This is a genomic window from Rhizobium sp. Root482 (assembly GCF_001426565.1).
GTDB lineage: Bacteria > Pseudomonadota > Alphaproteobacteria > Rhizobiales > Rhizobiaceae > Pararhizobium.
Genome location: NZ_LMFA01000013.1, coordinates 26,543 through 47,090, shown reverse-complemented (window position 1 = coordinate 47,090; position 20,548 = coordinate 26,543). Strand labels below are relative to the sequence as shown.

General features: G+C 58.2%; 17 protein-coding genes and 1 pseudogene. 10 read left to right on the top strand and 8 right to left on the bottom strand.

From position 1 onward, the window contains the following. The first annotated feature begins 289 nt into the window (after positions 1 to 289). The 6 genes from ASD31_RS11645 to ASD31_RS11620 are packed head-to-tail and all read left to right on the top strand — an operon-like array spanning position 290 to position 6,735. Positions 290 to 1,399: a succinylglutamate desuccinylase/aspartoacylase family protein gene (locus ASD31_RS11645; RefSeq protein ID WP_082520532.1), complete on the top strand. Its 1,110-nt coding sequence runs from the start codon at positions 290 to 292 to the stop codon at positions 1,397 to 1,399. Between the two features lie 39 nt (positions 1,400 to 1,438). Next, positions 1,439 to 3,025 (top strand): ABC transporter substrate-binding protein, encoded by a 1,587-nt coding sequence (locus ASD31_RS11640; RefSeq protein ID WP_056333342.1) that lies wholly within the window; start codon positions 1,439 to 1,441, stop codon positions 3,023 to 3,025. An 8-nt stretch (positions 3,026 to 3,033) separates the two neighbouring features. Beyond that, entirely contained in the window at positions 3,034 to 4,044 is a 1,011-nt protein-coding gene (locus ASD31_RS11635) for an ABC transporter permease (RefSeq protein ID WP_056333365.1), read from the top strand. Continuing rightward, positions 4,041 to 4,955: an ABC transporter permease subunit gene (locus ASD31_RS11630; protein ID WP_056333339.1), complete on the top strand. Its 915-nt coding sequence runs from the start codon at positions 4,041 to 4,043 to the stop codon at positions 4,953 to 4,955. Before ASD31_RS11635 ends, ASD31_RS11630 begins: the two co-directional genes overlap by 4 nt. After that, a complete protein-coding gene (locus tag ASD31_RS11625) occupies positions 4,952 to 5,941 on the top strand; it encodes an ABC transporter ATP-binding protein (protein ID WP_056333335.1) in 990 nt (329 codons plus the stop codon). Before ASD31_RS11630 ends, ASD31_RS11625 begins: the two co-directional genes overlap by 4 nt. Then, the gene (locus ASD31_RS11620; RefSeq protein WP_056333332.1) at positions 5,938 to 6,735 is read left to right on the top strand and encodes an ABC transporter ATP-binding protein; all 798 of its coding nucleotides are present in this window, start codon (positions 5,938 to 5,940) and stop codon (positions 6,733 to 6,735) included. Before ASD31_RS11625 ends, ASD31_RS11620 begins: the two co-directional genes overlap by 4 nt. 592 nt (positions 6,736 to 7,327) lie before the next feature. Here ASD31_RS11620 and ASD31_RS11615 read toward each other — a convergent pair. From ASD31_RS11615 to ASD31_RS11605, 3 genes are read right to left on the bottom strand one after another with little or no spacing between them, the layout of a single operon-like run. Next, the gene (locus ASD31_RS11615) at positions 7,328 to 8,374 is read right to left on the bottom strand and encodes a glutathione synthase (RefSeq protein WP_056333329.1); all 1,047 of its coding nucleotides are present in this window, start codon (positions 8,372 to 8,374) and stop codon (positions 7,328 to 7,330) included. Beyond that, on the bottom strand, positions 8,375 to 10,270 hold the full coding sequence (locus tag ASD31_RS11610) for a flavohemoglobin expression-modulating QEGLA motif protein (protein ID WP_056333326.1): 1,896 nt from the start codon (positions 10,268 to 10,270) through the stop codon (positions 8,375 to 8,377). Beyond that, the gene (locus ASD31_RS11605) at positions 10,267 to 11,085 is read right to left on the bottom strand and encodes an N-formylglutamate amidohydrolase (RefSeq protein ID WP_056333323.1); all 819 of its coding nucleotides are present in this window, start codon (positions 11,083 to 11,085) and stop codon (positions 10,267 to 10,269) included. Before ASD31_RS11605 ends, ASD31_RS11610 begins: the two co-directional genes overlap by 4 nt. Before the next feature lie 183 nt (positions 11,086 to 11,268). Here ASD31_RS11605 and ASD31_RS11600 point away from each other — a divergent pair, with 183 nt between their 5' ends. From ASD31_RS11600 to ASD31_RS11590, 3 genes are all read left to right on the top strand, one after another. Next, on the top strand, positions 11,269 to 11,751 hold the full coding sequence (locus tag ASD31_RS11600) for a pyridoxamine 5'-phosphate oxidase family protein (protein ID WP_056333319.1): 483 nt from the start codon (positions 11,269 to 11,271) through the stop codon (positions 11,749 to 11,751). Positions 11,752 to 11,840: 89 nt separating this feature from the next. Next, a complete protein-coding gene (locus tag ASD31_RS11595; RefSeq protein ID WP_056333362.1) occupies positions 11,841 to 13,094 on the top strand; it encodes an NAD(P)/FAD-dependent oxidoreductase in 1,254 nt (417 codons plus the stop codon). Between the two features lie 79 nt (positions 13,095 to 13,173). Continuing rightward, the gene (locus ASD31_RS11590; RefSeq protein ID WP_082520531.1) at positions 13,174 to 13,860 is read left to right on the top strand and encodes a cyclodeaminase/cyclohydrolase family protein; all 687 of its coding nucleotides are present in this window, start codon (positions 13,174 to 13,176) and stop codon (positions 13,858 to 13,860) included. Positions 13,861 to 14,090: 230 nt separating this feature from the next. Here the strand turns inward: ASD31_RS11590 and ASD31_RS11585 are convergent, their stop codons facing one another. From ASD31_RS11585 to ASD31_RS11570, 5 genes are read right to left on the bottom strand one after another with little or no spacing between them, the layout of a single operon-like run. Continuing rightward, positions 14,091 to 14,945: a sensor histidine kinase gene (locus ASD31_RS11585; RefSeq protein WP_244483822.1), complete on the bottom strand. Its 855-nt coding sequence runs from the start codon at positions 14,943 to 14,945 to the stop codon at positions 14,091 to 14,093. After that, entirely contained in the window at positions 14,857 to 15,135 is a 279-nt protein-coding gene (locus ASD31_RS26770) for a two-component system response regulator (protein WP_244483821.1), read from the bottom strand. Before ASD31_RS26770 ends, ASD31_RS11585 begins: the two co-directional genes overlap by 89 nt. 7 nt (positions 15,136 to 15,142) lie before the next feature. Then, entirely contained in the window at positions 15,143 to 15,709 is a 567-nt protein-coding gene (locus ASD31_RS11580) for a chemotaxis protein CheB (protein WP_056333313.1), read from the bottom strand. Continuing rightward, positions 15,706 to 16,545, bottom strand: a complete 840-nt coding sequence (locus tag ASD31_RS11575; RefSeq protein WP_056333311.1) for a CheR family methyltransferase — start codon at positions 16,543 to 16,545, stop codon at positions 15,706 to 15,708. Before ASD31_RS11575 ends, ASD31_RS11580 begins: the two co-directional genes overlap by 4 nt. Next, positions 16,542 to 19,958, bottom strand: a complete 3,417-nt coding sequence (locus tag ASD31_RS11570; RefSeq protein ID WP_056333359.1) for a response regulator — start codon at positions 19,956 to 19,958, stop codon at positions 16,542 to 16,544. Before ASD31_RS11570 ends, ASD31_RS11575 begins: the two co-directional genes overlap by 4 nt. A gap of 504 nt (positions 19,959 to 20,462) precedes the next feature. Between ASD31_RS11570 and ASD31_RS25450 the strand changes: the two are divergent. Beyond that, positions 20,463 to 20,548: pseudogene (locus ASD31_RS25450) on the top strand (integrase core domain-containing protein); the annotation flags it as partial.

Here is a 20,548-nt window from a genome sequence, read left to right as displayed (position 1 = left end):
CGGCCCAATATGGGCATCGGCGGCATAACACCCGCACAGAAACTGAAAATGGCCGCGTGAATTCTACTGCGGAGCCCCGTTAAAAACGGGGGGATTACCCTTCGCTTCGGTATCTCTCGCATTACGAAGCGGACAATATCCCGATCGCAGCGCCCCTGCATACTTCTGCACATTCCAGCAAACATTCGCTAACTGACGCGCCAGGCGCTTCGAAATGCGTCGAACGCGAAATTGACGGCTGCGGCTATCCTTGATGACATACGCATGAAGCTCGACAAGAAGGATCTTCATGACACATCAAATCCATTACGAGTGCCTTCTTCCTGCCGCGCCCGGAACATCGCGAACTGTTGGCATCCATCGCTTCGGTGTTCCCGGTGCGGGGCGCAAAATATACTTGCAGGGCGCACTTCACGCCGATGAATTGCCCGGAGCTTTTATTCTTCACCACCTGATAGAACTGCTGCGGAGGGCGGATCGCGCTGGCGCTATCAAGGGTGAGATCGTCGTCGTTCCACTAGCCAATCCCATCGGCCTCGCGCAGCGGATTCAGGCGATCCATGCGGGACGTAGCGATCTCGGCCTGGGCGGCAATTTCAACAGAAGCTACACGGATTTGAGTGTGCTGCTCCATGAATATCTGGGACGATTTGCGGCAGAGGATATAACCGAGGAAACCGTGCGGGCCTTCCTGAGAAAGGAAGTCGATGCCATTAGCCTAAGAACGGAACTCGATTCCCTCAAGAAGACACTTCTCGGCCTTGCCATTGATGCGCATTACGTACTCGACCTGCACTGTGACGACGAAGCGCCTGTTTACGTTTATCTTTCCGACCAAAGCCATCCGGAAGCCGCCAGTCTGGCGCGTGATCTGGGCGCACGGGCAGCAATTGCCGGTATAAGCGAGATGGCGACGTTCAAGGATGCATGTGCCCGTCCGTGGCAAATTGCATCCCGGATGGCCGGGCGCCCGCTGCATGGCTGCCTCGCCGCGACGATTGAATATCGCGGCACGCGCGACGTCAACGAGGAGACGGCGCGGGCGGACGCGAATCGTCTTTACGCCTTCATGCAACGCGTAAAAATTCTGGATGGTGAACCGGAACCGCTGCCTGCTGCATTGACCCCGATCACGCCATTAGCGGGTGTGGAGCATCTGCAAGCCGATCGTCCGGGCATTATCGTGTTCCAAAGGCGGCCCGGCGAACAAATCGCCGCCGGTGAGACCGTCGCGGAGATCGTCGATCCCGTAAGCGGCGACCGCGGCATCGTCAAAACATCTCATGGTGGCATCCTCTTCGGGCACGTCGCCACGCGTTTGGCTGTTCCAGGCTCCACAATAGCATCGCTCGCCGGAAGCTCGGCGCGGATGCAAGCGGGCGAAGAGGCTTATCCCTGATCCAACTACAAATAAAACGACAAACAAAGAGGTGAACAAATGAACTGGAAGTTTTTGCCGTTGCTTGCCGCGACACTGCTCTTTCCCGCCGGCGTCATGGCAAAGTCGCTCGTCTTCTGCTCCGAAGCGTCGCCCGACAGTTTCAGTCCGATGCTGACGACGACCGGCACGACCGAGGACGCGACCCGGCCCGTCTACAATCGCCTGCTTCAGTTCCAGCCCGGCACCACCAATCTGGCGCCGTCTCTTGCCGAAAGCTGGGAGGTTTCGAAGGATGGCAATGAAGTGACGCTGCATCTGCGCACGGGTGTGAAGTGGCATTCCAACGAGTATTTCACGCCGACGCGTGATTTCAGCGCTGCCGATGTGGTCTTTACCTTCGAGCGCCAGATGAAACCGGATCATCCCTATCACAAGGTATCGGGCGGCAATTACAGCGTCTTCAGCGGCTTCGGATTCGCTGACCTGATCCGCGAAGTCGTCGCGGTCGATGATCACACGGTAAAGTTCGTCCTCAGCCGGCCGAGCGCGCCTTTCCTGTCCAATCTTGCGACCGACTTCGCCTCGATCATGAGCGCTGAATATGCCGACGTCATGCTGGCGGCAGGCCAGCCCGAGGTGATCGACCAGGAGCCGATCGGCACCGGTCCCTTTACCTTCGTTGACTACCGTCGCAACTCCACCATCCGCTACCGCGCCTTCGACGGTTACTGGGGGCAAAAGCCGGCCATCGATACGCTGGTTTTCTCGATCAACACGGATGCGGCCGTCCGTTTTTCGAAATTGCAGGCGAACGAATGCCAGGTCATCGCCTATCCCAACGTCGCCGATCTGTCGCTGATCAAGGCAAATTCCGATCTCAAGCTGCTTCAGAAGCCCGGCGTTAATGTCGGCTATCTGGCGCTCAACGTCGATAGCGACCTTCTCAAGGATAAGCGTGTCCGTCAGGCGCTGAACATGGCAATCGACAAGCAACGTATTGTCGATAACGTCTACAAGGGAGTCGGCGTCGCGGCGAAAAACCTGCTGCCGCCAACGCTCTGGGGCTATAACGACGACGTAAAGGACTATTCCTACGACCCAAGCAAGGCAAAGGCCTTGCTGGCTGACGCCGGCTTTGCCGACGGGTTTGAAATCGACCTTTGGGTATTGCCGGTGCAGCGTCCCTACAATCCGGATGGACGCCGCATGGCCGAAATGATGCAGTCCGATCTTGCCCAAATCGGCGTTCGGGCCAAGCTTGTGAGCTATGAATGGGCTGACTATCTGCAACGCCTTCGTCAGGGCGAGCACAGCATGGCCCAACTTGGCTGGACCAACATCAACGGCGATCCCGATGATTTCTTCATGTCTCTTGCAAGCTGCGACGCTGCGGTTTCCGGCTCCAACCGCTCGAAATGGTGCAATGAAGAATTCGATAGCCTGATCAAGGAGGCTTCGCGTCTGTCGGATCGCGGCGAACGCGAGAAGCTCTATCGCAAGGCGCAGGAGATCATGCATGAGGATGCGCCCTTTATCCTGATAGCTCACGCCCAGATATCGGTCGCGACCCGTGCGAATGTCACCGGTTACCACATCGATCTCTTTTCTCACCACGAGTTCGCCAATGTCGATCTGAGTGAGTAGCCATGTCTGTGCTTCGCATGATTTTCGGCCGTATCAGCGTGGTTCTCCCCACGCTGATCGGTGCCGCGTTGGTGGCCTTCTTCATCATCCGGCTCGCCCCGGGCGATCCCGTCGAACTGATGGTCGGAGAGCGCGCGTCCTCGGCCGAGCAGCTTCAGAGCCTGCGGCACCAATATGGCTTTGACCAGCCCCTGTGGAAGCAGTTCGCGGATTTCGCGGGGCACGCCGTTCAGGGGGACCTTGGTCGCTCGATCGTTACGAACCGGCCGGTTTTGACGGAATTCGCGTCGCTTTTCCCTGCCACGGTCGAGCTCGGCTTATGCGCAATCCTGTTTGCCATTGTGCTGGGCATCCCTATCGGGTGCCTGGCCGCTGCCTATCGCGGCTCGACGCTGGACTACGGTATTGTCACGCTATCGGCCGTCGGAGCCTCCATGCCGATATTCTGGTGGGGCTTGATGTCGATCATGGCCTTTTCCGTGATGCTCGGCTGGACGCCGGTTTCCGGGCGCATCAGCGATGTCTATTTCATTGAGCCCGTTACCGGCTTCATGCTGATCGACACGCTTCTCTCCGATGAGAAAGGTGCTTTTGGGTCGGCACTCGCGCATCTGATCCTGCCGACCGTCATTCTCGGGACCCAGCCTCTGGCAACGATCGTTCGCATGTCGCGATCGTCCCTCTTGGAGGTTCTAGGCGAAGACTATATGCGCACGGCCCGCTCGTTCGGCATGAGTTCGACGCGACTGATCTTCGTATATGCCCTGCGCAACGCGCTTGTTCCAATCGTGACCGTTCTCGGGCTTCAGATCGGGTCCCTTTGCGGAGGCGCAATTCTGACCGAGACGATCTTTGCTTGGCCTGGCGTCGGCCGGTGGATGGTCGAATCCATTCAACGTCGGGATTATCCGGTCATCCAGGGCGGCGCGCTCCTGATCGCCGGCCTCGTTGTCGCCGTCAATCTGACGGTCGATGCCAGCTATTATTTACTCAATCCCAGACTGAGGCGCTCACGATGAAAAACCCTGCCACGTCGCAACTCGGCAGGGCCGGGCAAACCTCCGCCATCATTCATCAGTGGCTCGTTTTCTGGAGGAAACTGCGCCTTCACCGCGGGGCGGTCATTGGTCTAGCCATCATGGTTTGTCTCTGTCTTGCCGCTCTTTTGGCTCCGCTGATCGCACCGCACGGATCGACCGAACAATTCCGCGATGCCGTGCTGCTACCACCATTCTGGCAGGAAGGGGGCAGTCTCAGTTTTCCGCTCGGCACGGACGATGTTGGCCGCGACCTGTTTTCCAGGCTGATCTTCGGCGCACGGCTGTCGCTGTTCATCGGCGCCGTCGTGGTTGGCTCGTCGCTACTCGTGGGCACGGTCCTCGGGCTATTTGCAGCCTTCAGTCCGAAACTCGTCGACGATCTCATCATGCGGGTCATGGATATATTGCTGGTATTTCCAAGCCTGCTGCTGGCGGTTGTCGTCGTGGGGGTCATGGGACCCGGCCTCGGCAACGCGATGATCGCGGTCGCCGTAGTCTGCGTGCCGAGCTACACGCGCCTGGCACGCGCGGCGGCCATGGCAGAACGAAACAAGGACTACGTGCTTGCAAGTCAGGGGGTTGGCGCGGGGCTATTCCGCATCATCTTCATCAATGTGCTGCCAAACTGTATGTCGCCTCTCATCGTTCAAGCGACGCTCGGATTTGCAGTCGCTATTCTGGACGCTGCGGCTCTTGGCTTTCTTGGCCTTGGCGCACAACCGCCGACGCCGGAATGGGGCACTATGCTGGCCGGGGCCCTTCGCTATTTTTACACGGCCTGGTGGGTCGTGACCTTTCCCGGACTGCTCATTCTTGTCACGGTTCTGGCCTTCAATCTGTTGGGAGACGGGCTCCGCGACGCACTCGATCCGAGGATACAGCAACCATGACTGCGCTCGTCATCAGGAATCTGTCTGTAGAGTTTTCCTCAAGCAAGGGCGTGTTTCGGGCAGTCGATGGGTTCGATCTCGACGTAGCGTCAGCCGAAAGCGTGGGTCTAGTCGGCGAATCGGGCTCTGGGAAAAGCACGGCCATGCTGGCCGTGATGGGCCTGCTGCCTTCCTTCGCGAGAGTTCGCGCCGACGAACTGCGCTTCGGCGATATCGATTTGCGCAACGCATCTCCGCGCAAGCGGCGAAAAGCGCTGGGCAGCGCGATTTCCATGATCTTTCAGGACCCGCTTTCCTCGCTCAATCCATGTTTTACCATTGGCTGGCAAATAACCGACGTCTTGAAGCTGAACCGCACGGTGCCGAGCGAAAAGATCCGCGATCGGGTCCTGGAATTGCTAGCGCTGGTCGGCATTCCTTCGCCGGAACAGCGATATCACGCCTATCCGCACCAGCTCTCGGGTGGCCTCTGCCAGCGGGTCATGATCGCCATGGCCTTGGCGGGGGAACCGAAACTGCTGATTGCGGACGAGCCGACGACCGCGCTTGACGTTACCGTACAGAAGCAGATTCTGGATTTGCTTTGTGACTTACAGAAGAAGCGCCAGATGAGCCTGATGCTGATCACGCACGACATGGGTGTGGTCGCGAAAATGGCACAACGCGTCTACGTTATGTATGGCGGTTTTTCCGTAGAGGAAGGCAAGACTAGAGACGTGCTGGAACGTCCCCGGCACCCCTATGCGGCTGCCCTTCTGAGGAGCATGCCGGAAGCTGCGATAGGAAAAGCGCGTTTGCCGATGATCCCGGGAATGGTGGCAAGCGGGCCGGATTTACCACCGGGATGCCTTTTCGCGCCGAGATGCGAGCGTGCGAACGAGGTATGTAATGGAGAGATGCCACCGATGGAGCACGGCCCGGATCGCGGTGTTCGCTGTTACGACCCGCTTTTGGAACCATTTCGACCGCTGGAGGGCAAAAGTTGAGCGAGATCGTTCTCAATGTGCGCAACCTTACCCGAGAGTTTCGTCTTGGGGCCTGGGGTTCCTCGGCAACAATACTGAAGGCAGTGGACGGTGTCTCCTTCAGTGTCAGACAAGGGCGCACCCTGGCCATCGTCGGGGAATCAGGCTCGGGGAAAACCACAGTCGGCCGCATCCTCGCCTCTTTTGATAACCCGACAAGCGGCGAGATCGATATGGAGGGGAAGTCGATTCTGCAGATGAACAAACGCGAGCGCAAGGAAGCTCGCAAGTCCGTGCAGATGGTGTTTCAAAATCCGCTCGGTTCGCTCAATCCACGCAAGACCATAGGAGCGACGCTCGAAGAACCTCTGAAAGTCAATGGAATCGGCACGCACCGGGAGCGATCGGTTGCGGTAAGTGCCATGCTGCATAAAGTAGGCTTGCAGGATGAGCATGCCAATCGCTATCCCGGCAGCTTCTCAGGCGGTCAGCGCCAGCGCATCGCCATCGCCAGAGCGTTGATGCTGCAGCCTAAGGTCATTGTCGCCGACGAACCCGTCTCCGCGCTCGATGTGTCGATCCAGGCACAGATTCTCAATCTACTGATGGATCTGCAGGATGAGTTCCGCATCGCTTACATTTTCATCAGCCACGACCTATCCGTGGTTCGCCACATCGCCCACGACGTTCTGGTGATGTATCGCGGCAAGGTCGTTGAACACGGGCCAACAGAGCAGATTTTTTCGGCCCCCGCGCACGAATACACGCGCACGCTGCTCGACGCCGCTCCCTCAATGCGTCGCGCCTTTGGTTAGAGTGCCAATTCCGATCTTGGCACTCCATCTCCCAGATGGATAGCCGGGACCTTAACCGGCCGCAACAAATGCAGTTCGGGTCTGGCCAGATGATCCCTCAAGCTGTTCCGCTACTCCGCCGGTGCGACCCCGCCGACCTTGCTGCTAGGCTCGGTGCTAAGCCAACGATAGAGAGAGCCGCCATGATGACGCCGGCGATCGGCGCCACCCAGAACAGCCATAACTACTGAATTGCCCGGCCGCCCGGAACGCCGCGACGCCGGTACTACGAGCCGGGTTCCCGAACGTGGCCCGACGCTTCCTACCGCCGCCTGGCCTGTGTGAATGGCGGGTTGGGCCTGAGAGTTCGCACGACGGTTCGGCAATGCACCGCAAAGCCGTTGAGATGGCATTCGGACATTCGCATTGCGGTCGGGCGCATAAACATAGACGCCACCGAGCGATTGACATGATGCATAAGATGCGCACGATGAAGCTCGTGGGCTGCCCACCAGCGATCATTTGCAGAGTAGGCTCTGTCGCTTTGCCAGGCCTTCGTGTCTATCGACGCTCGAGGAAATCTCGCGTCCCGCCAGGAGAATACCGATAGCCTTTATAAGGTTGCCAACGCCCTGTTGGAAATTCGGCCGGTGTAGTGATTGCGCATCTCCACCTTCTGCTCCAGCGCCATGATGATATCTGGCGACAGATCGACACCGTGAAGCTCGGCGATATCCGGCAATCCCCCGGGCGTAAAAACATTGATTTCCAGAATCTTGTCGCCGACAATGTCCAGGCCGACGAGGAACATGCCGTCTTCGACAAGCTTGGGGCGGACCATTTCGGCGACCGCGAGGATCTTGGGCGTGATATCCACGGCAGCGGCAGCGCCCGAGGCATTCATGTTGGAACGGACCTCGCCCTTCGCGGGGACGCGCCGGAAGGCAGCATAAGCGCCATCCCGTTGCAGCGGCCGGCCGTTCATCAGGAACAGCCGAATATCTCCGGCGGTAGCATCAGGCAGATAACCCTGGGCGATAAGGTAACCTTCGCCACTGACGGCCTCAAAAATCTGGTTGAGGTTGGCTTCCTTGCTGGAGGCGATCTTGAAGACGTTTTTACCGCCCGAACCTTGCAGAGGTTTCAGGATCACGCCCTGTTTCTGCTCATCGATAAAGGCGCGGATTTCCTCGATGCTTTTCGAAATCAATGTGGTCGGCCGCACGGCTTCCGGAAAATCCTGGAAATAAAGCTTGTTCTGGGCGCGCGCCAGACCATCCGGATCGTTGACGGTCAGCACGCCGCGTTCTGCGGCCAATCGTCCAAAGATAGCGCCCGCCTGCGCCGCCCAGGGGCGCTCGTCGGCATCTTCAGAAGGGTCGTTGCGCAGGAAGAGAACATCCACCTCACCGATATCGATGGTCTGGATTTCTGCCTGGTCGCTCTGCAGGGCGCTGACAAAGGCATCAGCGTTCTTCGGCTTGCCGCTCTTTGGTACCGTGGCGCGGATCATCAGGCTATCATCCGGACGAAGCACGAAATCGCCCGGCGTCAAATAGCAGACGTCGTGACCGCGCGCCATCGCGGCCAGTGCGAGTGACGTCGTGGTGTAGTAGGTGGCTTCGCCTTCGATGGAATTGACAAAAAATGCTATCCGCATTCACGGCTCCTGTCGTTGGATCATGTCGAGGGGACGCATGCCGCTCCTGGCCCGTTCCAGCCGCGCGTGTCCCTCGGGGTTGTCGAGAAAAATGGGCTGGGTCGCCGGCAGGCGTAAAAGCCCGCGATCTGCAAGTTCCTGCATGACCGTGAAATGAGACGCGGCGATCTTGCCCATCCAGAAGGGCTCGAGTGCGCCGCCTTTTTCAAGATGATCAAGCAGGGCAAGCAGGCCGCGAAGATAGATCGCATCCTTCGCAAGCCCACCGCCACGATAAAGCCGCAGCACGAGGTTGAAGGTCGCCGCTTCGGAGAAATTGCATTCGCCGATCAACATGGCATAGGTTTCCGCGAATGTCGCGCCGTCAAGCATGGCAGCGCATCCGACAACCCGGCCGGCAATCAGTTTGAGCCGCTCGGCTGTCATGCCACCGGAAAGATATTCGGCAAAGACTGCCAGTCCCTCCTGCATTCCCTCATAGCCGGAAAGACCCGAGCGGAAGAGCCGCAATCCCTGTGCCGAGCCATTGAAATAGGTGAGCAAATGCACGCCGATCTCGTGTGAAAGAAGCGGTTCCACCCGCCGCGCGTCGATCAGCGTGCTGCGGGCGATCAAAAGCCGGTGACCGGAAACCATCAGGCCGGAAGGCAGGTCGTCACGCAACTCGATAGACACTTCGCAGTCCGCCCATCGCCGCTGATAGGCAGCAATCATAGCCCTGGCGCGTCGCTCGATCTGGAAGCAGTCGGCGACCCCTTCTTGCGCGCCGGCCTCGTTGTCCCTGCCGGCCTTGTTGCTGGCCAGGGCGGCGAGGATTGTCTTTGCTTCATCCAGCAAGGGCCGTTCGACCGGGCCATAAAGAGCGCGGCCGAACTCGACGAACTTCGGGCTCTGCCGCGATGAAAGCAGCGAAAGCTGCAGGTCAAGTTCCTGCTGCTTTTCGCGATAGAGCTGGTAAAGCACGGGATCTTCGAGATGCTCGAAGGAGATCGAGAAGAGTTTTCGCTTGATCGCTTCGACCGACAGCCCGAGAGGGCGGTAGAGGAAGGTTGGATGGGTTCGGCGGCCGCCGGCCTTGAATTCTTCGAATGCAGCCTCCGCGTTGATGGGCGTGACCGCCAGAAGAAAATCAAAAGTCGATGCGATATCGTCGATGCCGCGATCCACCTTGGAGACCGCGTCGATGAAGACCTTGCGTCCCAATGCCCGATGTGTCGGCAGCTTGAGGATCTGATGTATCTCGATGAAAGAAGAGAATGCCCGCAAGCCAGCATCGAACAGCATTGCCACAAGCCGTTCGCGAAGCTCCGGGTAGATATCGTCGGACCCAGGCTGCCGGTAAACCGGGGCGAATCTTACTGCGATCACCGAACAGCCCAGGTCCTCCGTGAGTTGGGTATCGTCGATCGAGGGAGCCGCATCTGTCTTTAATACCCGTGGGGTACGGAAGCGCGCTTCGCTGGCGGTGACGGCTACCGAAAAGGCGTCGGCAGCCTGGGTGGCATCGGCGCTTGACCAAACCGAGACTTCAAAGGGCTGCAGGAAAGGCGCGTCGTCGGTAAGGAACCTGTCCTGGGACAGTTCGCCGATATCGAGGAGCATGAAGACGCCGAACCGTTCTTTGAGAACCTGCTTGACGACCCTGATTATGGGGATCGCTTCCGATGCCCTGGATGTCACGAGGTAGGACGCATTTGCCTGTGCCACATCGCGAGCCGCCGGCTCTGTGCCATCCTCGGCTATATGGATGCACAAAAAAGGTAGGGGGCGGTCGATATGAAGACGCCCGCCCTCGGGTAGTTCACGACGGACCGATTTTCCCTCGCGGATACAGGCCAGGATTTCGCTTAGCCACTCCCCTTGCTTTTCGCGATTGATCGGCTTTGCACTGGTCATCGCTTCAAGGCCAATGCCTGCTCGAGTACGGGAACCGCAGACGCGATGATATGGCGGAGCCGTTCGAGAGCATCGAGGTCCGGCTCGCCGGTCCATTCGTCCATAAAGAACTTCTTGAATTCCACCGCGATCGCGCAGCCGGTCAGCGGAAAATGTTGATGGATGAAGCGGGTCTGTTCGCCTTTGCCCTGGAATGCGACGTTCTCCTGGACATCCAGCGGCCGGCCATTGATATCGAAAGACCGGAAATGGTCCATGAGCGCTTCCAGGACATGCGACCAGCGCCCCCGATCCATGGAGGTCGTGCCGATATTGATGTCCGGCGCTCGGCTCGGCTCCGTGGCTGCCGCCATTGGCCCTTCACGACGATGATTGTAGCTATGAATATCAAGCACGACGAACCGACCGTGCCGCCGCTCGATCCCCTTCAGAAGCGCGAGCAGCATATCGTAATAGTCATCATGAACCTCAAGCGAGGCTTCGACGTGCTCAGGCGAAAGTCTCTCTGTCCATACCTTCAGCCCCCATGCCTGTTCGGGCTCCAGATAGATCGCGCCGTCGCGGCTTCGGTTGATATCGACTTCGAAGCGGGAACGATGGAAGACCACCCGGTTTGGCACGTCGCGCATGGTGAACTCCGTAAAGGGATCCTCCTCTCGGAGCCTCTCGCCGGAGGAGAGCGCACACAAGTGCTGAAGTTCCGCACGAACGGAATGTCCTTCGTGGATAGCAGTCGCGACGATCGGCGACATGCCTCGCGTGATGCTCCAAAGAGCGTCAGCGGAAACAGGAGGGTCAAACAACGGTCGTAACATGCGGGGAGAAATCCATTCGGGTTGTGTCGATGTAACTAGCGCTCACGCCATAAATACAATGGCAGCCGGTTGATTTCCGCGGAAACGCCACCCCACGAAGCTCCCCGTTTTGCAGCTTGAACTTTTGCTGGACCGCCTCATCTATCCGTCACCGCCGCGATGGCTCCACGCAAAGGGAAACAGATGACTGACGAGAAGGAACTTCAGAAAAAATTCTGGGCGGCATTGAAGTCCGACATGACGATGATGCTTGGATTGTCCGGCGCAGACGAAAGCCACACACGGCCTATGACCGCTCAGATCGAAGGTGAAAGCGGACCGATCTGGTTCTTCACATCAACGGAATCTGAACTTGTGCAGCAGCTTTCGGGGGCCGGTCGCGTCGTTGCGACATTTGCCTCCAAAGGCCATGATATCTTTGCAGCAATTCACGGCAATATTGTTATCGACAATGACCGGGTAGTGATCGACCGCCTGTGGAACCGCTTTGTCGCCGCCTGGTATGAAGGCGGCAAGGACGATCCCAAGCTCGTGCTCTTGCGGCTCGATCCCGAGCGTGCCGAAATCTGGAAGGACGGGTCAAGTCTTTGGGCTGGCATCAAACTGTTGCTCGGTGCTGACCCGAAACAAGAATACAAAGAAAATGTCGCTGACGTCCGGCTGTGAGTGGGTGTGATCCTCGTGTCAACTGATCCAGACGACCCAAGCTGCCTCCATTCCCTGTGGTGGCCAATCGGAAATCGCGGGTGAGCCCAATACCGAAACATCCTGAAAACCTCACCAGGCAGCGCACGCTTCATGTATCGACTTCGCCTTGGGCCGATGCACCCAAACTATCCTTGAGAACCCGCCGTTCACCGTCGCGCCAACGATATGATGTGGTGATCATTGGTGCCGGAATAAGCGGAGCCTTGATGGCGCACGCGCTTGCCGATGGACGTCGAACCGTTCTTGTCGTTGACCGCCAGACACCGGTACACGGGAGCACGCTTGCCAGCACCTCGATGCTCCAACATGAACTGGACGTTCCGCTCTCGCATTTGACCAAGATGGTCGGCCCGGATCATGCAAGCCGCGCATGGCTTCGATCGGCGCGGGCCGTCGATCGATTGGTGGAGATTGTGCAGGATCTGAGGATCAACTGCGGTCTCACACGCAAGAAAACGCTGTTCCTCGCCGGTGACGAATACGGTGCCCGCGCACTGAAGGTCGAGGCGGCGGCCCGCCAATCCATCGGGCTGAAGGCGGATTTTTTGACAGGCCGTGATCTCAGGGACGAATACGGCATAGACCGGACGGGTGCGATTGCCAGCGACGTCTCCGCTTCGGCCAATCCCGCCCAGATGGCGGCGGGCCTTCTGCGCGCGTCCCAACGCAACGGCGTCGAGATCGTTGCCGAGACCCAGATTTCCGATGTTTTATCGTCGGGAAAAGACGTGGTTCTATCGACGTCTAGCGGCGATTTGATCGCTGCCGAATATGCGGTTTTTTGTACGGGCTATGAATTTGTCGAAGCCGTAGCCCGTAAAAGCCATTCCATTGTCAGCACATGGGCAATAGCCAGCAAGCCCGGGATCCCGATCCCGGCCTGGGTCAAGGATCATCTTGTTTGGGAAGGCAGCGATCCGTATTTGTATCTGCGTTGCACTCAAGACGGACGATTGATTGTGGGAGGTGAGGACGAAAGAGATCCCGAGGCGTATCGTTCGACCGGCAAGCTCGAGCGCAAAGCGAAAATCATCGCTGAAAAGGTATCCGATTTGTTGGATGTCAAAATTGGACGACCTGATTATGCCTGGGCCGCACCATTCGGAGTGACCCCGACGGGATTGCCGATGATAGGAGAAGTCCCCGGGCTTCCGCAGGTTTTCGTGGTCATGGGATTTGGTGGCAATGGCATAACTTATAGCCAGATCGCCGCCGAAATCGTCTCAAACGCGATCAACGGTCATGCGGACAGCGATGCCGATCTGTACGATCTCAAACCTGTTCGGAAAAACGGGCTTTAGTCTCGCAGATGCTTCTCTCGGCTGCCGGAACCCGTCGATGGCCGCTTTATTTCCGAGATGAAACGGCGCGGTGGAAAAGATGATGGCGGAACAGCGGAACGGCAATTTCGTTTGCGTTACCGGTGCCAACAAAGGCAGCACAATGAATTTGTTCGATACGAACTTGTCCGATATTTTTCAGGCCGTTGGCCGGCCGTCACCACAGTTAGGTGGAGGAGCGGTCTCCATTCTTTCCGCTCTACTCGGCCTGTCGCTGATCCGATTGGCTCTGGTGGGCAGTGTTTCAGAGGAAGGAAACGATATTGCCCGCGCCGTCGAAACGCTGGATCGTTTGACCGACCGGATGAAAGAATGCGCAAAGGCCGATGTGGAGGCCTTCCACGAATATGTGGCAGCCCTGAAACTCCCCGAAGGCGGAAAAGATCAGGTCGAGTTTCGCGATAGACAATTGCTGACTGCGACACGGAAAGCTGTGGACATTCCGCTGGACTGCTCATCTTTGGTCGTGGAGGCTTTAGATCTCGCGGCGCTAAGCAGCCGCCATGTCCAGCCGGATATCGTCAGTGATCTCTATGCGGGAGCCTCAATTTTGAACGGCGCTCTCGGTGGAATGTTCGCCACGCTCGATATCAATTTAAAGCAGGCGCGGATGCAGGAGGTGAGGGATGAATTGAAGCCCTTGCGCGCGGAGATTCTCGGCAAACGCGGGTCGGCGATGAAAAATATCTCGGATTTGGCTGCGGCCGGCGGCTACATCCTCCCGTAATCCACCGGCGTTCGCATGAATTCGGCGGCCTGCGGGTTTCCTAGATGCCCGAACAATAACCAAGCCATTCCTCAGCAGGGAACCTGCCATGGAGGGAGAGACACCAAAATCTCTCTGCCGCTTTGGGCGGGCAAGACACGCTCGGTCTGGGTTCATCCCTGGGATACGCTTCTCGATCTTCGCACTGTCCGACGGACCTTATAGGCACAGGGAAGGGATGCCGACTGCTCTCAGCCTACCAGGTTTGCCAATGGAACTGTCAACGACAGCGAAAGCCCATCTTCACGCCAGTTCCGTTCAATCATGCCATTCAGCCCTCTCAAGGCTGCCTTTTCCAGCGTCGTTCCGAAGCCTTCCCGATCCGTCATCCCGGGCGATGAAGACGAGCCATATTCGTCCCATTTGACATGAAGCAGTCCGTCGACGGCGGAAACATCAACGTTCAGGCTTCCAGTAAGGCTGGAAAGAGCGCCGTGCTTTGCAGCGTTCGTCGTAAGTTCGTGAAGCAGAAGCGCAAGCGACGTAAGGACCTTGCCGTCAAGAGGTGTGTCAGAGCCTGTTATTGCGATGCGCGAGCCTTCGGCATGGTCATGCGGCGCGACAATCGCTTCCAGGAGTGCCGTTACCGTCGTTGCGATCGCCCCTGTCTCACTATCCTTGACCAGATCAGGAAGTGTAAGTTCGTGAGCCCGCGCCAGAGCTTGCATGCGCGACCTGAGATCGGTTTCGAGCTCGGCGACGCTCTTGGCGGAGCGAGCGCTCAACGATATCAGCCCTGCGGCAAGGCTGAAAAGATTCTTGATCCGATGGTTGATCTCCAGCAGCAGAATGTCCTTGTGACGAGCTGCTTCATTCAGCGCTTCGGCCTGCGTTGCGAGAGCGTCGCGTTGCGTGGCCAACTGCTGCCGCTGTTGGTACAGCTCGAAAAACACGTCAACCTTGCTGCGAAGAATATCGGGTTCGATCGGCTTCTGTATGAAATCGACCGCCCCTGCTTCATATCCGCGAAAACGGCGTTGGCCATCGGCGGAGCCCGCCGTGACGAAGATGATCGGGATGCGCCGGGTGCGCTCGTTGCCGCGCATCAGAACCGTTGAGACCAGGCATCTGAACGTCAACGAGCGCCAATGCAACGTCGTGCTGGAGCAAAAGTTCGAGTGCCTGATCGCCCGACCGAGCTTTCAAAAGAAGGAGGTCATCGCGGCGAAGCAACCCCTCTAGGGAGAGAAGGTTTTCCTCCAGGTCGTCAACCAGAAGAAATGGAACTGGCTTCATAATTGTCTCAAACCTCTTGCAGATATTGCGCGATCGCTTCGAGCGACATGACACGAGCACCTGGGCACATCCGGATCGCGGCTTCGGGCATGGCGGTTGCGAATGCATTCTCCGGATTTTGAACGACCGCAATTCCTCCCGCTCCGGTAACGGCCCGAAGACCTTTCGCACCATCATGATTAGCACCGGTCAAGATGACTGCAATCAGAGATCGTCCAAAAGCATCAGCGGCGCTTTCGAACAGGACGTCGATCGATGGGCGGGAAAACAAAACAGGTTCATCGCTGGAAAGCGAAAGAGATTTACCGTCTTCAACGAGCAGATGATAGTCCGGTGGCGCGAAATAGACCGTGCCGCCGGTGATCGGCTCCTTGTCTTCCGCTTCGCGCACGGAAAGCCGACATTTGGCACGGAACAGATCGGCCAGAATGCTGCGCTTGTCGGATGGGACGTGCACCACGACGATCACCGGCATGCGAAAATTCTTAGGCAGCGCAGGCAGGATGACCGAGAGCGCTTCGAGAGCGCCTGCCGAAGCGCCTATCACGACGGCCTCAGGTGCAACCGACCTCATTCGTCGCGCCTTTGATAAATTCTGTCCTCGCGCACGAAATCTGCGAAGGCGCCGGCATGTCTTGAAAATCGCAGGCTCTCTTTCGCGCCGAGTCCCAAAAATCCCTTTCGAGCCAGCGAATCCTTGAACAGCCCAAGTGCACGATCCTGCAGGTCGCGATCGAAATAGATCATCACATTGCGACAGGAGATAAGGTGCATCTCGCCGAAAACGGCGTCGGTCACCAGGCTGTGGTCAGAGAACACGACATTGCGACGCAGGGATTTGTCGAAGGATACCCTGCCATAGGCCGCCTGGTAATAATCGGACAGGGAGGACAGGCCGCCCGATCTTCGGTGGTTTTCTGTGAAGAGCGGTACCCGATCCAGCGAAAAAATCCCTGATTCAGCGGCGTTCAGGGCGTCTTGGTTGATGTCGGTGGCATAGAACAATGTACGATCTTCCAGCCCTTCTTCACGAAAAAGAATGGCCAGCGAATACAATTCCTCGCCGCCGCTGCAGCCGGCGATCCAGACTTTCAGCGATGGATAGGTCCGCAGATGGGGCACCACTTTCTCGCGGATCGCCTTGAAGTAAGTCGGATCCCGAAACATCTCGCTCACCTGTACCGTCAGGAATCCCAGCAGTCGCGGCAACATGGCCGGATCGTGCAGCAGGCTTTCCTGTAGTGCGGAGAAGGTCGCAAATCCCAGTTGTTCGCGGGCTTGCTTAAGCCGTCGCTTGATCGACGCCATCGCGTAGTTGCGAAAGTCGTAGTGGTATTTGAGGAACAGGGCCTCCAACAGCAGCCGAATCTCGATGTCTTCGATTTTTTCCGAGGGGTGCGGAGCTGTCATTTCGGCATCCAGACACGGACCAGCGACAGGAGCTTCTCGACGTCGAGAGGCTTGGACATATAGTCGTTGGCGCCGGCTTCGATACACCGCTGCTGATCGTCGGGCATGGCCTTGGCTGTCAGCGTAATGATCGGCAGCTTCCTCCATTGCGGGTTTTTACGGATTTCCCGCGTGGCTGTCAGTCCATCCATGACAGGCATCATGACATCCATGAGCACCAGATCGATCGTTGAACCGGGTTCATTCGTGGCTTTCTGAAGTGCCTCCAGCGCCTCGCGGCCGTTGCGAGCGATCTCGACAGCTGCTCCGCGAGGTTCGAGAATATTGGTGAGCGCATAGACGTTGCGCACGTCGTCTTCGACAATCAGGATGCGGCGCCCTTCGAGCAGGGCGTCCCTGTTGCGGGACTTACGAATCATCTTCTGCTGTTCGGCGGGGAGTTCGGATACGACCTGATGGAGAAAAAGGCTCACCTCGTCGAGCAACCGCTCCGGTGACTTGGCTCCCTTGATGATGATCGATTTCGAATAGCGCCGTAGCCGTTCCTCGTCGTTCGCAGACAGTTCCCGTCCCGTATAGACGATAACCGGCGGGAAGGCGTAGGCGCTCTCCCGGCTCAGTGTCTCCAGGAGCGAATAGCCCGAAGCGTCCGGCAGGGTGAGATCAAGCACCATGCAGTCGAATGTCTCGTTCTTGAGAAGGTCCAGGCATTCGGCCGCCGTGCTGGCGGTTACCGCCTCCACGTCCTGGGAGCCGAGCAGTTTTGCAACGGCTTCGCGCTGCACCGGATCGTCTTCGACGATCAAGATGCGGTGCACTCTTTGCGAAAGCCTGGCTTCCAGTTTCTGAAGGACAGCAACCAACTGCTCCCGGTTGACGGGCTTGATGGCATATCCGATCGCACCGAGTGAATAGGCGGTCTCGGTGTGGTCGCTGCCGGACAGAACATGGATCGGGATGTGGCGGGTTTTTACGTCATGCTTGAGCCGGTCGAGGACGGCGAGGCCCGACTGATCCGGCAGCCCGATATCCAGAACGATCGCGCTGGGCATGAATTTCTTTGCAAGGCTCAGAGCCTCTTCGGCCGTGCCGGCCACCACGGACTGGAAGCCCATTTCGCGTGACAGGTCGCGCACGATGGCGGCGAAAGTATTGTCGTCCTCGATGACCAGGAGAATGCGTTGCGAGGCCGTCAGCGTTTCCCGGTCGTCCTCGAACTTGCGCGCCGGTCTTGCCAGGGGGCGAGCATGTTCCACCGGCGCGAGCGAAGCGACGACCGGCGTGCCCGATACTTGCTCGCGGGGTGCGACCTTTGTTGGATCGTAGGCTTCGGGGATGGTGACGGTGAAGGTGCTGCCTCGGCCGGCCTGGCTCTTGAGGGCAATTTCGCCGCCGAGGAGCCGCACGAGCTGCCGCGAGATCGAGAGGCCGAGCCCTGTGCCACCAAATCTGCGGCTGATCGTGCCGTCCGCCTGGTGGAATGCTTCGAAGACGCTCCGTTGCTGTTCCTGATCAATGCCGATCCCCGTGTCCGTCACTGAAAAGGCGACGCGGCCGTCGCCGGTCGCGCCGATCGACAACTGGACCTTGCCGGCCTCGGTGAACTTGATCGCGTTCGAAAGCAGATTCTTCAGTATCTGTTCAAGGCGTTGCGGGTCGGTCTCGATGCTTGCGGGGCACTCCGGGGCCATCCCGACCGTGAAGTCGAGATTTTTGTCGGTGGCCAAGGGCTGGAAAACCTGACGGAGATTATCGGTCAAACGCCTGACCATGATCGTTTCGGGTCGGATTTCGACATGGCCGGCCTCGATCTTCGACAGATCGAGAATGTCGTTGATCAGGTTCAGAAGATCATTGCCGGATGACTGGATCGTCTTTGCGTATTTGACCTGCTCTTCGCTCAGGTTGTCGTCGGGATTGTCGGCAAGCAGCTTGGCCAGGATAAGCGACGAATTGAGAGGCGTGCGCAGTTCATGCGACATATTGGCGAGGAAGTCCGACTTGTATTGGCTGGCCTGCTCGAGTTCGCGCGCCTTGAGGTGAACGGCGGCGTTCGCCCGCTCGAGATTGTCCCGCTGCCCCTCCAGCTGTTGAGCTTGCTCTTCCAGTTGAGAATTGGTCTGTTCGAGTTCGATCTGCTGCTGTTCAAGGCGTGCCTGGGATTCCTTCAGCGCCCGGCTCTGTTCGTCCAGTTCTTCGTTTGAAACCCTGAGTTCCTCGCTTTGGGCCTGGAGCTCTTCAGATTGGCGCTGGGTTTCTTCCAGAAGGTTCTGGAGCTCGCTTCTATAGGTTGCCGACCTGATTGCGACGGCCACCGCTTCCGAGGCGCGCTCGAGAAGGGTGATGACCCGTTCGTCGATCGGCTGCAGAAAGCCGAGCTCGATCACCGTATTCACGGTATCATCGACGCTTCCGGGCAAAATGACGAGATGCTTCGGCTTGTCCTTGCCGAGGGCAGAGCCAAAGGCAAGATAGCCGTCCGGCACGTGCGAGACCGCGATGGACCTCCCTTCCGCCGCGGCCTGCCCAAGCAATCCCTCCCTCAGCTTGAACCGTACCGGAACGCTCGCATCGTCGGGAACGCCGTAGACGGAGGCTCGTTGAAAATATTCTCCGCTGTCCGTGAAGACCGCTCCCGCCACGGCTCCGACATATCCCGTCAGGAAATCCAGGATGCTGTTGCCCAGTTGCCCGACATGCTGATCTCCCATCATGGCCGAGGCAAGGCCCACCTGGCCGGACTGGAGCCAGTCGTTGCGACGACGTGCCAAAGTTGACGTGCGGATCAAAATGGCGATCGCCGTTGTGAGCAGGAGACCGAGCAGTGCCGCCAAGGCAGTGCTTACGAGCGCCCTTTGCTGATAGCCGACCATCTCTGCGAGCCGCTCGCCGCGCGCTTTCGCCTCACCCTCGATCATAGCCGCGATCTGGGTGCGAATTGCATCCATCTCGGCTTTGCCACGGTCCGAATTGACAACCGCTATTGCCGCGTCGAGACTTTCGGCGCGGCGAAGCTCAATCGCCTTGCTGAGCTCCGAGAGCTTTGCTTCGACATGTTGTTTAAGCGCGATAAGCCGCTGGCTCTGTCCGGAATTGCTCCGCGTTCGCTGGTCGATTTCGTCGAGTTTGGGCGGGATCGCTCGCAGCCCGGTATTGTAGGGCGCAAGATAGCTTTCGTCGCCGGTAAGCAGGTAACCACGCTGGCCCGTTTCGGCATCCTGGATATAAGACAGCAACTGATCCAGAGCGACGATGGCGACGTGCGTCTGGACAATCCTCTCATTGCCTTCCCGCAGGGCCTGGAGATTGAAATAGCTGACGACCCCGCTGAGGAGAAAGAAGAAGATGGCGGCTGCGAGGCCTGTTGCCACTCCCCGGTCGAGACCGAGCGTTCGTTTGGACGTCTGGGACATGTGGCGCTGCTTCATACTGCTCTCGGGACCTCGAAAATTGGAATAGAAGCCATTACATTGTTAGGGAGCATACCCACAAGAGCGTCCGGCCATATCGATGGCCGGCAGGGTAGGGGGTTGGTGACGGAGCGGTTTCAGATTCAACGATCCGTGATAGAAGTTCCGACCGGGCAGAGACGCTCATATCGATCGCTCTATCAAAGGGGATAAACACCTAGCCACAGTTCGACGGTGCTGGTCTGTGCAGCACAACTCGGTTATCCAAGATGGCGGGACCGATCGTCCGCATTGCAGAGGACAAACAACGCGAGATTGCGCGGCTAATCTGGGTCACAGCTCGTCTATATGAAAAACCCTGACTCAGGCGTCACCAATACTCGCAAGTTCTCCATCATGCGGCGCTGGGCGGACCGGCCAGGTCGAAGCGACATTGACGCAGTTCGCCCGATCGCTGATGACGAGGCTCTCGCTCAATGAAGCCAAGCGAGCGACCAAAGCACTCACGTCGAATGGCATTACATCGCGCCGGGCAAGCCGATGCAGAACGCCTTCGTAGAAAGCTTCAACGGCAGCTTCCGTGACGAATGCCT